A 15,463-nucleotide genomic window follows, 5' to 3' on the forward strand; every position below is an offset into this window, starting at 1 on the left:
TCGAAAATCTGACTCCCGACCCCTTAAAGTGCCCTTTCTGAAGCCGTTTTCTGGACCAAAGCCGCTAAGCCCTAGAAAGTAGGGACATTGACCACGGGTTAGGGAGGGTGGTTAGGATTCACCATTTTTTAGCGGACCCCCACAAATCATGGTGAATCCTAACGCTTTTGGCCCTGGAAAACGTGCCAATTCACCATTTTTCAGCCTTACCCCTTTCAAGATGGTGAATCCTTGCCCTGGAACCTTTACGCAATCTTTCAGATTTCACATCTGCCCCAATAGTCCCAAAACTGACCCCTTCTAGAATCGCTTTTAAACGCCCAACAAAGCCTCGACCACACTTAACCTCATTCGACAAAATTCGACCCCTTAAATCGCCTCCTACGCCCAAAGCGCTCAACCACCCCAACCATCCCAAAACACTGTCCGTTGCACGAAAATAGTCGTCTGCCTGCAAGCGTTCGAACTTCGTAGCGTTAGTGGGTATGCAAGAAATTGTCACTACTTCGCAGATGTTGCGTATCGCGCTCACCAGGGATGGTCGGGCTTGGCGGTTGGCGGCGTGCACATTTGGGCTGATTATCAGCAGTATGGGTGCGGCTGCCATTCCGATTCTTACTGGCCAAATCATTGACCGAGCTTTGATTCCTCTTGATTTAAGCGCATTGGTGCAGTGGTTGTGCATCCTCGCGGTGGTGTTTGCCATAAAGTCCATTGCGCAGCAGCGTTCCTCGTTGGGGATGGTGCGTGTGTATGGGCATGGTGAACATGATTTACGTCAGTTAGCTGTGGGAAGAGTGCTGCATCCGAGGCTGCATAAACGGCACGCAACGGGGGAGGTGTTGTCCATTGCGACGAATGATACGTACCAGGTCGCGGGTGTGGCGTGGAGCATTGTGCAGCAATTGTCCACGGTTGCGGGGTTGATTACTGCGTCGGTGGCGTTGCTGCTTATTTCAGTTCCGTTGGGCATTGGTGTGCTTGTTGGGGCTGTGGTGGTGTTGGTGGTGATGCAGTGGTTGTCGCGTCCAATGTTTTCGCGTGGTCGTACAGAACAGGCGGCGGTTGCTGCGGCTAGTGATATTGCGACTGATGCGATGGAGGGGTTGCGCATCATTCAGGGGTTGCGTGCGGAGGGGGAGATCACGAAGCGTTATCGCAAGGCAAGTGAGCATTCTAGGAATACGGCGGTGGATTCTGCGGTGGCGTTGCGTCTTTATGATGCGGTCAGTGAGATCGTTTCCTTGCTGTATTTGGCGGTGTTGGTGTTTGCCGCTGGGTGGTTGACCATGCGCGGAGATATAAGCGCAGGTGAGTTGGTGACCGTGATTGGGTTGGCGCAGTATCTGAAAAACGCGTTGGCGCATATCGGCACGTTTGGGGCGAATTGGTCATATAAGCGGGCCTCGGCAAAACGTCTGAGAGATTTTCTTTCTGAGGATTTTTTGCTGCCAGATGGCACTTCTCCCACCACTTCAACCAGCCCACCAGTCCTGCGCTGGCGCACCCTTGAAGCAACGCCGGGAAAACTTTTAGGCATTCGCGTCGCTGATGCCGCCATGGCGCGAACAATCAGCCAACAATTAGCGTTCACAGTCGCTCCGCAACCCGGTGAACTAAGCCTCAACGGCATTGACGCGCGCGTTTTAGGCCCACAGCTCTGGCGCCAGCACGTCATCGCCCCGCCGCACGATGCCACCTTATTTTCCGGAACGCTTAAAGATAATTTGCTTATCGACGCCACCCTCCACCCAGCAATCACCGCCGCCACCGCGCTTGATGATGTCATTGACCACCTCGGCAGCGTCGAGGAGCTAATCGGCGAGGGAGGCCACCGGTTATCTGGTGGCCAGCGTCAACGTGTGCTGCTGGCCAGAGCGATGCACACAAATGCTGATCAGGTACTTGTCCTCGATGAACCCACCACAGCCCTAGATCCTGTGACTGCTAGGGATGTGGCATCGGGGATATCTGAGCTGGTGCATTCAAAGAATCAGGCAGTGGTTGTGATTACGTCTGATCGTTTACTTCTAGAAGCGTGTGATGAGGTGGTGGAACTATGAGGCTTCCAGAAGCCGGGGCGAAACAAACCTGGAAAGAGGTAAAGGTCCTACTTCAGCCACAGGCAGCCACGTTAGTGGCTGTGACGGTGCTGATTACGGCTGGATCCGCGACTGGTTTGGTGGTGCCTGCTTTGTTGGGTCGCATCGTCGATAAGCAAGATCAGTTGTTGGAAACCGTCGTTGCCATTGCTGGCGCGGGTACGGTGGCTGCGCTGTTGACGTTGTGGGGTGGGCGGATTTTGGTGCGCACGCTGCAAGAAGCGCTGGCCACGTTGCGTGAAGATGTCTTTGCCACGGCCGTGCGGCTGGAGGCGGATCAGGTGGAAAATTCTGGTACATCGGATGTGGTTACGCGTGTGACAGGTGATGTGGAATCGGTGACGTCTTCGGTGACAGGAGTGATACCGAGGGTTGTGCAATCGGTTTTTACGCTGATCGTGACGGCATTCGGGTTTGCAGTGTTGGATCCTTGGCTGGCGTTAGCTGCGGTTCTTGTTGTTCCTGTGCAGATTATTTTTGGGCGCTGGTTTCTGAGTCGATCGCGTCCGTTGTATTTCCGGCAACAGCGCATGAACACTGCTCGTGGGCAAAGTTTGATTGAGACAGTCACCGGCGCGGATACTGTCCGAGCTCATGGTCGTGAACGACAGCGTTTGGATTTGATTGCTAAGCGCAGTTTGGCGTCTGTGGAAATCGGCCGAAAAGTCACCAAAGTACGAAATGTGTTTAACGGCGGTTTGGCATTTGCAGAATTTTTAGGGATATCCCTAATTTTGGGAGTGGGTTTTTGGCGAGTGGACTCGGCCGTACTCACAATCGGAGCGGTAACCGCAGGTGTGTTGTTCTTCCACCGATTCTTTGCACCGATCACCACCTTGCTTGCAAGTATTGATGATCTTCAACGCGCCGAAGTGGGTTTGTCCAGGTTATTTGGTGTTCTTCAAGTTGATATTCCACCGGAACGTCAACCTGTGGAGGGTGCCGATATCAAACTTATCAACGTCACGCACACCTACCCTGGGCGAGTACATCATGGTGTAGATGATGTTTCCTTGAACATTCCTGCTGGTAGTCGCGTTGTGTTGGTCGGTGCATCGGGATCTGGAAAATCAACAATGGCTCGGCTAATTGCAGGGTTTCTTCATCCTGACAAAGGCCGCGTTTGCGTTGGCGGTAAAGACGCGTCGGCGGTTGATTCAGTAATGTTGGTGACCCAAGAAATCCATCAGTTCACCGGCAGCATTGCAGATAATCTCCGCCTTGCAGCCCCGAGTGCTGATGACCACACATTGTTGGAGGCAATGGATGCGGTTGGGGCCTCGTGGATTTATGACTACGGGTTGGATAATGACAACCGTTTAGATGAGTCCCGCATTCAACAAATTGCTTTAGCCCGCGTGCTGCTTGCCAACCCGTCGGTTGTCATTTTGGATGAAGCCACCGCCCATGCCGGCACGGATCACAATCTCGATTCGGCTGTATCCGTGGTGGTCAAGGGCAGAACATCGGTGATTGTGGCACACCGGCTCACCCAAGCTCGTGATGCCGATCTTGTGGTGCTGCTAGATCAGGGAAAAATCATTGAGATTGGTTCCCATGAATCACTTATAGAAGCTGGCCAAGCCTATTCCACATTGTGGGAGGCTTGGACACAGCGTTCATCACAGCGCTCAGGGGCACAACCAGGACTTTTACCAGATAGCTAGGCGCTCTTCTGGCTTGATGTACACCGGGGCGTCTTCTGGAACATCGAAGGCTTCGTAGAATTCAGCGACGTTTCCAGCAATAACATTGCAGCGGAATTCAGCGGGGGAGTGTGGGTCAATCGCCAAGTACTGCACGGCCATTTGTGGTCGGATGGCGGTGCGCCACACACGAGCCCATGCCAAGAAGAGGCGCTGCAAACCGTTGTATTCCTGCTCAGCTAATGCTGGATCTGCGTCGGTGGCTTCAAAAGGCAGCACTGGTGAGGTAGCGAAAGTCAGTCCCTTATCAGCAAGGTACTTTTCATAGGCCACCACAGCGATACCCAGTCCGCCCAGGTCACCGATGTTTTCACCCAAAGTAAACTCACCGTTGACGCCGTCAGTTTCAATGCCTTCGGCAGTCAACACAGAAGGAACAAGGCCGTTGAATTGGGTGACCAGGCGTGAAGTGAGCTGCTCGAATGCGGAGCGATCCTCATCGGTCCACCAGGAATTCAAGTTGCCATCGCCGTCATATTGGCTGCCTTGATCATCAAAACCATGGCCAATTTCATGGCCGATCACAGCACCGATGGCACCAAAGTTTTCCGCAGCGTCCGCCTCCGGATCGAAAAATGGCGCGCGCAAAATGGCAGCGGGGAAGGTGATGTCATTGACCACTGGGTTGTAGAACGCGTTGACGGTTTGTGGGGTGGTTACCCATTCGTCGCGATCCGCAGGTTTGCCGATTTTACCCAACTCATAATTGTGCAGGAACGCAGATCCCTTGCGCACGTTATCCACCAAATCAGAGCCAAACTCGAGGCCCTCATAGGAACGCCACTTGTCTGGGTAGCCAATTTTTGCATTAAACTTGGCCAGCTTCTCCAGCGCGCGCTCGCGGGTGGCCGGCGTCATCCATTCCAAATTGGAGATGCGATCACGGTAGGCGGCAACCAGGTAATCGACAAGCTCAAGCATGTGCTCCTTTGAGCTTGCAGGAAAATGCTTTTCGACGAATCGTTGCCCGATTTCCTCGCCCACCATGCGCTCTGCCAAACCGACAGCACGCTTCCAGCGGTCTTTTTGCTCAGTTGCGCCAGATAGTTTGGTGCCATAGAAATCGAAGTTGGCCTGGCTAATTTCCTCCGTCAACAGTCCTGCCCTAGACCTTAAGACGTGCCACGTTGCCCAGAGCTGCCAATCGGGGAGGCGGTCGTCGACAAGCAAACCGTTGAGGTGGTCGAGGTATGACGGCATCATCGAGACCAGGCGCTGATCCGGCAGGCCCGCAGAGCTCACCAAGATGCGGACCTTTGGTGGAAGCGTGCCCAGCTCGGTGGGGTTGTACGTGGCCACGGCGTCGCGAGTTTTTACAACATCCCAGTGACCTGCAGCGATATCAGTTTCAAGCGCAACGATGCGTGCAGCAGCAGTGGCAGCATCGAGCCCGAAAAGGCGACTGCCATCAAGGAAACCGAGCATGCGCTCAACGTGTTCCTGGTACGCCGCCAAGGTTTCAGCGTGGGCTTCCTCGCGGTAATACGCCTCATCGGGAAGTCCAAGACCAGACTGGATGAGGTAGGCGACAGCATCATTCGAGGAGGAATCCTTTTCCACCCAGAATCCCACCGGCGCGCCAACACCCTCGCGGTCAAGCTCACCGAGTGCCGCTGCAAACAGTGAAGAATTAGCAACAGATAGCCTGTCTAAATCTGCATCAAGTGGAGCAACACCTGCGGCATTGATGGTATCCGTATCCATGAATGAGGCATAAAGAATACCGGCACGCCCAGAATCCTCCTTCACGATTGCATGGACGTCTTCTTCAGCATCATCACGCAACTTATGGAACGTGCCATCCACTGCGCGATCATCCGGAATGATGTGGGTGTCAAGCCACGGACCATTGACAAAACGATAAAGATCTTTCATGTGGCCTACTCTAGGGGATTTATCACCTTTAGGGTTGCGACAGGTAACAGGGTAGGAAGGATGCCCACCCCAGCAGGTAGCCTGTCAGTGTGAGTGGAATAGAGGGCAAGTACCAGCTGAAACCCCAAGGACGGGGCAGCCTGTGGTGGTCAATTGTCGGCGTAGCTGCCGTATTGTTGCTGCTACCAACGCTGATCAACCTGGTGATTCCAGATAAAGGCAATGATTATAAACAGCTAGAAATCGACCTTCTGGGTGTGGATTGGTCAGTGCCAATTACAACGGAGGAATCCGCAGCGGTGCTGTGCGAAGAAACCTCAGATGAAATCACACAAAAGTTTTGGAGCTGCAACGGCGATACCACCGTGGTCACCTTGATGGTGGAAGGAGTCAAAGACCCCTCGAACACCCTCCGCCGAATGATCGATGCAACACTGTTTACAGATGTGGATGAAAACCTCGAGGCTGTATCCAGCGAAGACGGCCGCGCCCACGCTCTTTATGTGCCGGCGCAACAATCCGGCGAATGGTGGACGCTTCCCATCGTGGCTTTAAGCGTGCAAGGCACCGGAGACTACGAAGGCATGACAGCGATTGCAATTGTTAACGGCAACTCTTTGGACTACTACAGCACCCATATTTGGTCCAGCATGGCCACCGAACGCGGCTTGCCCTACCAGCAGGAATTCCCCCTGACGTTAGAAGAAGACCCATGGGCAGGCACCCCAGACGGAGATCTCCCCTTCGAGCTGCCACAGGATTTCCTCGATCAATACCCAGAACTATTCACCCCCGGCTCAGCCTTTCCCAACCCTGAAGGAGAAAACCTATGAGTCGCCTCTTTAGCATCACCTTGTGGGTTGCCCTCCTTCTTGCCATACCCGCAGTAATTTTCAGCTTTGCCACTTTCGTGTTCGTTGATCCACTCTCCAGTGTCTTAAGCTTTGTCTTCGCCGTGATCTACATGGCAGTGGTACTTTTCGCCTTAAGCAGAACTCCGCTATGGCCCAACTTCAAAACCCCAGGAGCCACGAAACGCGCCGGGTTGAAATGGGCAGTGGCCTCCCTATGGTGGGGTGCATTTGTCAGCTTTGGGCTAATCATGCTGCTAGCCGGACCAATCCTATCCATCACCGACAAACTCAATTGGGACTTCGTTTCCATGAGCTTTGGTGGCGCATACCCAGAAGAAATCGCCAAAGCACTAGGCGTTGCCATCATCTTGTTAAGCTTCCGCCAACTCAACCGCCCCTGGCATGGTTTTATCACCGGCACCCTGGTGGGCTTAGGTTTTGAAGTCAACGAAAACATCCTCTACGGCGCCACCGGTGCGATGATGGATCCCAACTCAGACATCGAAGGTGTGCTCATGATGTGGCAATACCGCACACTTCTGGGCCCTTTCATCCACACACTGCTCACCGGATTTGCAGGATATGGCATCGCATTAGCATTTTTCCGTGCGCGTAAAACAATTGCCTGGCGATGGGGAGTAGCCATCGGATGGACACTCATCGCCTTCGCACTGCACTTTGCATGGAACCTGCTGTGGGAAGATGACATCGCATCCATCATTAACATCGTGGTGGTCAGCGTGATCATGTATGGCCTGGCCATCTACATATTCTGGAGTAATTGGGCCGAAGCTCGCGATGATTCCAGCTATGCATTTGCTCCAGGGATTATCACCAATACAAAAGACTTAGCGCTTGTGGAAACACCTGCACGCAAACCTGAGCTGGTGGAAAAGAGCGAAACCTCTTAGAAGTTTGGTGGCGCGTTTAAGTTCGAGACCTTAACTGCGATTTCACCCTTTCGATTTCGCGTTTCCAATTCCTTATCCTCAATTTCGCACATTCGATACCAGTCGGTTTGGGTGGAAATACGACTGAAATCGGTGTTAAGAAATTGAGCTTGAGGTATCGGAGGTGCGGTATCGAACTTAAGGAATCGCACTTTAGTGACCGACACGCTCAAAGGTGTTTTAAGGCGTCGAAAATCTGTGATAAGCATTGGTATGGGTAGGGCCTTGAAAAGCCCTTAAAAGCGATTCTGGAGCCTTAAGATTTTTGAGGTCAGCCACCAAAATTTCGACCACCCACGCCAGGCCAAACATGGGTGACAAGGAATCTCGAAATCCCGAAATTTTGGCACGTATGTTTGGTTTACCTCGCCCCAAATCGGATAGTGATGCCAAGGATTCGTGAAAACCCGAATTCTTGGCACGTATGTTTGGTGCGAGTCAGACCACGGTGTCCAAGACCCTCAAAAAGTCGAATGTGGGGCATCTGTGTCTGGTCCCGAGGCGAGAACGTCAAACCAGGAGGCCCGGATTAGCGCGCCACTAGGGTGGTTTCGAAGTTGTACATGTCTGGCCTGTAGCAGTGGCTGCCCAGTTCGATTACTTGGCCGGAGTTATCAAGTGCTACGCGTTCGACGGTAAGGAGGGGGCCACCGTCTTCGATGTCTAGGAGGGTGCTTTCTTCACCAACTGCTCGGCGGGCACCGATTTTTTGGTTTGCGATTTTTAGTACAACGCCACGGTTGCGGAGGGCGTCGTAGAGTCCGCCTTGCTCTAGTTCCTCGAGGGTAACGTCGTTGAATGCTGGTGGGAGGTAGTTTTCCAGGATTGCTACGGGGATGTCGCCGGTGGAGCGGAGGCGGCGGATGAGGAGGACTTCGTCTCCTGCGGACACACCTAGTTTTTCTGCGATTGCGGAGCTTGCTGCGAGTAGGCGGTGTTCTAGAACTTTGGTTTTGGGATCTAGGTTGGCGTTTTTGAGGTCGTTGTAGAAACTGGTGAGTTCGACAGGCCTGGTGACGTGGCTTTGTACGACTTGGGTTCCAACTCCGCGGCGGCGGACAAGGAGGCCTTTGTCTACTACTTCTTGAATGGCGCGTCGCACGGTGGGGCGGGATACATTGAGGTGTTTCGCTACGGCGATTTCGTTTTCGAGACGAGCCCCGGGGGGTAGTACGCCGCTTCTAATGCCGTCTTCTAGGCGTTGGGCTACTTGGAAGTAGAGGGGGATTGGTCCGTTTCGGTCTAGGTCTTCGAAGAGTTCGGCGGGCCAAACGGGAGCTTCGGTGGTCATGGTGTCTCCTTCTTTCCCGTCCTACAAGCTCATGTAAATGTGTTAGGACATTTGAACAATGTAACTGAATTGCGGGCTGTGGTCATGTTCTGTCCGTGCTCACGCAGGACTTTTGTGTCATCCAGAGCTTTTATTGATCAGACATTATCACTTCCTTCGGGAAATGCGTAGTGAAATTCCTGCAGAATCTTAAAAAATGCAGGCAGTATGGGGTGACTTTGTTAGCTTTGTCAGTCATTGTCGCGCCGAAGCGGTGGGGGTTTTCGTCGAAAAGCAATGCTTTTTAGGGGCTTTAAGCTGGGCTTTTGCGCTATCTAGTGAATCGGTCAAGAGAAATTTTTATGAAACCGTTGCTTTGTCAGGACAATGTGCTATTGTCATTACATGCGATCGTGAGGGTCGCCACATTCCATCGAAAATGAGTGAAGGGTTGCATCGCCACATGACTAACTTGACGAGCACTCACGAAGTCCTAGCTATCGGCCGCTTGGGCGTAGATATTTACCCGCTGCAAAGCGGAGTAGGCCTGGCCGATGTTCAATCTTTTGGCAAGTACTTGGGCGGAAGCGCTGCGAACGTTTCAGTCGCTGCAGCCCGACACGGACATAATTCTGCGCTGTTGTCTCGCGTGGGAGATGACCCATTCGGCGAGTACCTTTTGGCTGAAGTGGATCGCCTGGGTGTGGATAACCAGTACGTTGCCACTGATCCAACATTTAAGACTCCAGTGACATTTTGTGAAATTTTCCCACCAGATGATTTCCCACTGTACTTCTACCGTGAGCCAAAGGCTCCAGATCTAAATATTGAATCCGCAGACGTCAGCCTCGATGATGTGCGTGAGGCCAATATTTTGTGGTTCACACTTACTGGTTTCAGCGAAGAGCCGAGCCGTGGCACGCACCGTGAAATTTTGTCTACTCGTGCAAACCGTCGCCACACCATCTTTGATTTGGACTACAGGCCAATGTTCTGGAAGACCCCAGAAGAAGCGACCTTGCAGGCGGAATGGGCGTTGCAGCATTCCACCGTGGCGGTTGGCAACAAGGAAGAATGCGAAATCGCAGTGGGTGAGACCGAGCCAGAGCGCGCTGGTCGAGCACTGCTGGAACGTGGTGTGGAGTTGGCCATCGTGAAGCAAGGACCTAAGGGTGTGCTGGCGATGACCAAGGACGAAACCGTTGAAGTTCCACCGTTTTTCGTAGACGTAGTCAATGGCCTTGGTGCTGGCGATGCATTCGGTGGTGCTTTGTGCCACGGTCTGCTGTCTGAATGGCCGCTGGAAAAGGTTCTCCGTTTTGCCAACACCGCGGGTGCGCTTGTTGCCTCCCGTCTTGAATGCTCTACCGCAATGCCTACTACCGATGAGGTGGAAGCCTCCCTCAACCAGAAAGTCTGATATGACTCCTCCGATTATCTCCCCAGAGAGCTTTGAAGCCCTAAGACGGATGCGTGCGGCTGAACCCACCATGGTTGCGGAACGCTTCAAGCAGCGCCGTAAGCGTGAACTGCTTGGCGAGGACGGCAAGCTGTTCATCGTGGCCGCCGATCACCCAGCACGTGGTGCACTAGCTGTTGGCGATAATGAAACCGCCATGGCTAACCGCTATGAACTGCTAGAGCGCATGGCTATCGCTTTGTCCCACCCCGGTGTGGATGGTGTGCTGGGAACTCCAGACATCATTGATGATCTGGCGGCGCTCGGACTCCTCGACGACAAGATCGTGGTTGGCTCCATGAACCGCGGTGGACTGCGTGGCGCAACGTTTGAAATGGATGATCGTTACACCGGATACAACGTGGCATCCATGGTGGATCGTGGCGTTGACTTTGCAAAAACCCTGGTGCGCATCAACTTAAGTGATGCCGGTACGGCACCAACGTTGGAAGCCACCGCCCATGCAGTTAATGAGGCCGCCGCAGCGCAGCTGCCCATCATGCTCGAGCCGTTCATGAGCAACTGGGTAAACGGCAAGGTAGTCAACGATCTTTCTGCTGATGCGGTTATCCAATCAGTCGCCATTGCTGCTGGTCTAGGAAATGATTCCTCCTACACCTGGATGAAGCTGCCCGTGGTGGAAGAGATGGAACGTGTTATGGAATCCACCACCATGCCCACCCTCTTGTTGGGCGGCGATGGCGGAAATGATCCAGATGCCACTTTCGCTTCTTGGGAGCACGCACTGACCTTGCCGGGTGTTCGTGGCCTAACTGTTGGCCGCACCTTGCTTTACCCGCACGACGGTGATGTTGCTGCTGCTGTTGATACTGCAGCGCGACTTGTTCACACAGATATTCAACAATTCACTTCGCAGAGCATTTAAGGAATTTTTCACACATGTCTGAACCACAAATCATCTCGCACTGGATCGACGGCGCAATCTCCCCATCTTCTTCCGGTAAGACTGCTCCGGTGTACAACCCAGCAACAGGCCAGGTCACCGCCAATGTTGCGCTGGCAAGCCAGGAAGAAATTGATGCCACCATCGCTTCTGCCACCAAGGCTGCCAAGGCGTGGGCGAATCTTTCAATCGCTAAGCGTCAGGCTGTTATCTTCAATTTCCGTGAGCTGCTCAATGCTCGCAAGGGTGAGCTGGCAGAAATCATCACTTCCGAGCACGGCAAGGTGCTATCTGATGCGATGGGTGAAATCCTGCGCGGTCAGGAAGTAGTGGAGCTGGCAACCGGTTTCCCACACCTGCTTAAAGGCGCGTTCAATGAGAACGTCTCCACCGGAATTGATGTGTATTCCTTGAAGCAGCCACTGGGCGTTGTCGGCATCATCAGCCCGTTCAATTTCCCTGCGATGGTGCCGATGTGGTTTTTCCCAATCGCAATCGCTGCAGGTAACGCAGTTATTTTGAAGCCTTCTGAGAAGGATCCTTCTGCAGCGTTGTGGATGGCTCAGATTTGGAAGGAAGCTGGACTTCCAGATGGTGTATTCAACGTGCTCCAGGGCGACAAGCTCGCTGTTGATGGTTTGCTAAATAGCCCAGATGTCTCCGCGATTTCTTTCGTGGGCTCCACCCCGATTGCACAGTACATCTACGAGACCGCAGCGAAGAACGGCAAGCGCGTCCAGGCTTTGGGCGGTGCGAAGAACCACATGCTGGTGCTGCCAGATGCTGACCTGGATCTGGTTGCTGATCAGGCAATCAACGCAGGTTACGGCGCTGCTGGTGAGCGTTGCATGGCGGTTTCTGTTGTGCTGGCCATTGATTCTGTGGCTGATGAGCTGATCGAGAAGGTCAAGGAGCGCATCGATACCCTGCGCATCGGCAACGGTGCCGGCGACGAGCAGGGCGAGCCACACATGGGCCCACTGATCACCGACGTCCACCGCGACAAGGTCGCTTCCTATGTCGACATCGCAGAGGCCGACGGTGCAAAAATCATCGTAGACGGGCGCAACTGCTCCGTAGACGGGCACGAGGAAGGCTTCTTCTTCGGCCCTACGCTTATCGACGACATCCCCCTCACCTCCCGTGCCTACACCGAAGAAATCTTCGGCCCGGTCCTCTCTGTCGTTCGTGTCTCCTCCTTCGATGAGGCAATTGAACTGATCAACTCCGGTGAGTTTGGCAACGGAACCGCAATCTTTACCAACGATGGTGGTGCGGCACGCCGCTTCCAGAACGAAATCGAAGTCGGCATGATCGGCATCAACGTGCCCATCCCAGTACCGGTTGCGTACCACTCTTTCGGTGGTTGGAAAAACTCCCTCTTCGGCGACGCCAAGGCATACGGCACCCACGGATTCGATTTCTTCACCAGGGAAAAGGCTGTTACAAGCCGTTGGCTCGACCCAGCAACCCACGGTGGCATTAACCTCGGTTTCCCACAGAACAACTAAAAGGAGCACAGGATTATGCGTTGGTTCCATAAGAAGGGCGAACTGGCCAGAGATGGTTGGCAAAGCGTTGTAGATGCAACCACCCCAGGGTGGGAGTACACCGGCATCCGCATCGCAGAGCTAGAAGATGGTCAAACACTTGAGCTGAATGAAACAGGTGTAGAACGCATCTTCATCCCACTTCAGGGAAGTTTTGATATCACTCATCAGACCTATGTGACTCATCTTCACGGTAGAAAGTCAGTCTTTGATGGACCAACCGATGTGCTCTACCTTCCCACTGGATCGACAGCGTCGATCAGCGGGCAGGGACGAGTCGCAGTGGCGGAAGCTCCAACAAAAGAACCCAAGGAGTGGAAGTACATCGCTCCGGCAGAAACTCCTGTGGAGTTGCGTGGAGCTGGCCGCTCAAGCCGACAAGTCCACAACTTTGGCACCCCAGAAGCACTCGATGCTGCACGGCTTATTGTGTGTGAAGTAATCACCCCAGGTGAAAACTGGAGCTCTTATCCACCTCACAAGCATGATGAGCACATTCCAGGACATGAGTCCAAGCTGGAAGAGATCTACTACTTCGAAAGCGCACCATCTCGAGTTGGTGGCAGAGAAGATGCAGCAGACGGTGCGTTTGGAATGTTTTCTACCTACTCCTCACCAGCGGGGGAGATCGATATCAACGCCATGGTGTACAGCGGCGATATCGCGTTAGTTCCTTATGGCTATCACGGCCCTGCTGTGGCAGCACCTGGCTATGACTTGTACTACCTCAACGTCATGGCAGGACCTGATCCAGAACGAATCTGGCTGATTAATGATGACCCAGCACACGCCTGGGTTCGAGACACATGGACTGGGCAAGCTTTTGATGATCGCTTGCCATATGAACGCAAGGAGGGATAAAGAATTTATGGCTGCAACAAAGAGAATGACAGTTAGCCAGGCACTGGTTGAATTCCTTGGTCACCAGTGGACTGTCGATGGCGATATCCGCGAGCGCACCATTCCGGGCATGTTCGGAATCTTTGGGCACGGAAACGTTGCTGGCATTGGTCAGGCACTCAAGCAATACAACGTTGAAGAGCCCGATCTCATGCCGTACTACCAGGCTCGTAATGAGCAGGCAATGGTGCACCAGTCGGTGGGATATGCACGCATGCACCGCCGTCGTGGCACCTACGCATCTGCCGCATCTGTTGGTCCCGGCGCGACCAACCTGATTACCGGTGCGGCACTTGCCACCACCAACCGTTTGCCAGCATTGTTGCTGCCCAGTGATACTTTTGCCACCCGCGTGGCAGATCCCGTGCTGCAGCAGTTGGAGCAGCCATGGGATATTGGGCTGACTGTAAACGATGCTTTCCGCCCTGTATCTAAGTTCTTTGATCGTGTGCAGCGCCCTGAGCAGTTGTTCTCTATTGCGTTGGCTGCGATGCGTGTGCTTACTGATCCAGCGGAAACCGGTGCGGTGACCATTGCACTTCCAGAAGATGTGCAGGCTGAGATGCTGGATGTACCAGTGGAGTTCTTGCAGGATCGGGAGTGGCACATTAGGCGTCCACGCCCAGAGCGTGCTGCGTTGGCTCGTGCTGTTGAGGTGATTAAAAACGCCAAGAACCCGATGATTATTGCTGGTGGCGGAGTGTTGTACTCAGATGCGGAAACTCAGCTGCAGGCGTTGGTGGAGCAGACTGGCATTCCAGTGGGTACCTCTCAAGCTGGTGGTGGCGTGTTGGCGTGGGATCATGCACAAAACTTAGGTGGTGTGGGTGCGACCGGAACGTTGGCTGCTAACCGCATTGCTGGTGATGCTGATGTGATTATCGGTATCGGTACTCGTTACAGCGATTTCACCACTGCGTCTCGTACTGCATTCCAAAACCCTGATGTCACCTTCATCAACATCAATATCGCGTCCTTTGATGCCTATAAGCACGGCACTCAGTTGCCTGTGATTGCAGATGCACGTGAGGCGATTGTGGAGCTTGCTGAAGCTTTGCAGGGGTTCACCGTGGCAGAGGATTACGCGCAGCGCATTGCGAAGGAAAAGGCTGCGTGGGATGCAGAAGTAGATAAGTCTTTTGCGCCCTCCGGTCTTGAGCTGCCTGGGCAGCCGGAGATCATTGGCGCGGTGCAGGCGTCGACAAGCGAAAAAGACGTCATTGTGCAGGCGGCAGGATCCTTGCCTGGTGACCTGCACAAGCTGTGGCGTGTGCGCGATGCGCTGGGCTACCACGTGGAATATGCGTTCTCGTGCATGGGCTATGAAATCGCGGGCGGTATCGGCGCGAAGCGTGGCCTTGATGCGGCAGGCGATGACCGCGACGTGGTGATCATGGTTGGTGATGGCTCCTACCTCATGCTCAACACTGAGCTGGTCACCGCGGTGGCAGAGGGCATCAAGGTGATTGTGGTGCTCATCCAAAACCATGGTTATGCCTCCATCGGGCACCTATCTGAAACTGTTGGATCGCAGCGTTTTGGTACCTGGTACCGCGAATATGACGCTGAGGCGAAAAACTTCCAGGGCGAGCAGATTCTGCCTGTTGACCTGGCGATGAATGCACGCAGCTACGGCATGGATGTCATTGAAGTAGAACCAAGCGCGAACGCGATCGAGGATCTTAAAGCCGCGATGGCAACGGCGAAGGCATCGGAGAAATCCACCTTCATCCACATCAACAGCGATCCGTTGATCTACGCACCAGATGGTGCCGGTTGGTGGGATGTGCCGGTATCTGAGACCTCCACTTTGGACAGCACCAACGAAGCTCGTGAAGATTACCTGAAAAACCAAGCCCGCCAGCGTCCGCTGCTTGGCTAAACCTGAACGTA

11 protein-coding genes are annotated in these 15,463 nt (G+C 53.7%); 9 read left to right on the forward strand and 2 right to left on the reverse strand.

What is annotated here, in order from left to right; genetic code table 11:
• The first annotated feature begins 485 nt into the window (after positions 1–485).
• Entirely contained in the window at positions 486–2,063 is a 1,578-nt protein-coding gene (locus N24_RS01395) for an ABC transporter transmembrane domain-containing protein (RefSeq protein ID WP_096453669.1), read from the forward strand.
• On the forward strand, positions 2,060–3,769 hold the full coding sequence (locus tag N24_RS01400; protein WP_096453671.1) for an ABC transporter ATP-binding protein: 1,710 nt from the start codon (positions 2,060–2,062) through the stop codon (positions 3,767–3,769). Before N24_RS01395 ends, N24_RS01400 begins: the two co-directional genes overlap by 4 nt.
• Here the strand turns inward: N24_RS01400 and N24_RS01405 are convergent.
• Positions 3,755–5,683, reverse strand: coding sequence for a M13 family metallopeptidase (locus N24_RS01405; RefSeq protein WP_096453673.1), 1,929 nt, complete (start codon positions 5,681–5,683; stop codon positions 3,755–3,757). The two genes, N24_RS01400 and N24_RS01405, sit on opposite strands and share 15 nt — an antisense overlap.
• Positions 5,684–5,772: 89 nt before the next feature.
• On the opposite strand from N24_RS01405, the gene N24_RS01410 reads away from it, so the two are divergent.
• Positions 5,773–6,516 carry a hypothetical protein gene (locus tag N24_RS01410; protein ID WP_096453675.1) on the forward strand — a complete coding sequence of 248 codons (744 nt, stop codon included), beginning with the start codon at positions 5,773–5,775 and terminating at the stop codon, positions 6,514–6,516.
• Positions 6,513–7,448: a PrsW family intramembrane metalloprotease gene (locus N24_RS01415; RefSeq protein WP_096453678.1), complete on the forward strand. Its 936-nt coding sequence runs from the start codon at positions 6,513–6,515 to the stop codon at positions 7,446–7,448. The genes N24_RS01410 and N24_RS01415 overlap by 4 nt, the downstream gene beginning before the upstream one ends.
• A gap of 568 nt (positions 7,449–8,016) precedes the next feature.
• On the opposite strand, the gene iolR is transcribed toward N24_RS01415, so the two are convergent.
• Positions 8,017–8,778 carry a GntR family transcriptional regulator IolR gene (iolR, locus tag N24_RS01425; RefSeq protein ID WP_096453682.1) on the reverse strand — a complete coding sequence of 254 codons (762 nt, stop codon included), beginning with the start codon at positions 8,776–8,778 and terminating at the stop codon, positions 8,017–8,019.
• Between the two features lie 442 nt (positions 8,779–9,220).
• Here iolR and iolC point away from each other — a divergent pair, with 442 nt between their 5' ends.
• The 5 genes from iolC to iolD are packed head-to-tail and all read left to right on the forward strand — an operon-like array spanning position 9,221 to position 15,452.
• Positions 9,221–10,177, forward strand: a complete 957-nt coding sequence (gene iolC / locus N24_RS01430; protein ID WP_096453684.1) for a 5-dehydro-2-deoxygluconokinase — start codon at positions 9,221–9,223, stop codon at positions 10,175–10,177.
• A gap of 1 nt (position 10,178) precedes the next feature.
• Positions 10,179–11,102, forward strand: a complete 924-nt coding sequence (locus tag N24_RS01435) for a class I fructose-bisphosphate aldolase (RefSeq protein WP_456297777.1) — start codon at positions 10,179–10,181, stop codon at positions 11,100–11,102.
• A gap of 14 nt (positions 11,103–11,116) precedes the next feature.
• Entirely contained in the window at positions 11,117–12,631 is a 1,515-nt protein-coding gene (locus N24_RS01440; RefSeq protein WP_096453686.1) for a CoA-acylating methylmalonate-semialdehyde dehydrogenase, read from the forward strand.
• Positions 12,632–12,646: 15 nt separating this feature from the next.
• On the forward strand, positions 12,647–13,531 hold the full coding sequence (iolB, locus tag N24_RS01445; protein WP_096453688.1) for a 5-deoxy-glucuronate isomerase: 885 nt from the start codon (positions 12,647–12,649) through the stop codon (positions 13,529–13,531).
• Between the two features lie 7 nt (positions 13,532–13,538).
• Positions 13,539–15,452 carry a 3D-(3,5/4)-trihydroxycyclohexane-1,2-dione acylhydrolase (decyclizing) gene (iolD, locus tag N24_RS01450; RefSeq protein WP_096453690.1) on the forward strand — a complete coding sequence of 638 codons (1,914 nt, stop codon included), beginning with the start codon at positions 13,539–13,541 and terminating at the stop codon, positions 15,450–15,452.
• Positions 15,453–15,463: the final 11 nt, after the last annotated feature.

The sequence above is a fragment of the Corynebacterium suranareeae genome (assembly GCF_002355155.1).
Lineage (GTDB): Bacteria > Actinomycetota > Actinomycetes > Mycobacteriales > Mycobacteriaceae > Corynebacterium > Corynebacterium suranareeae.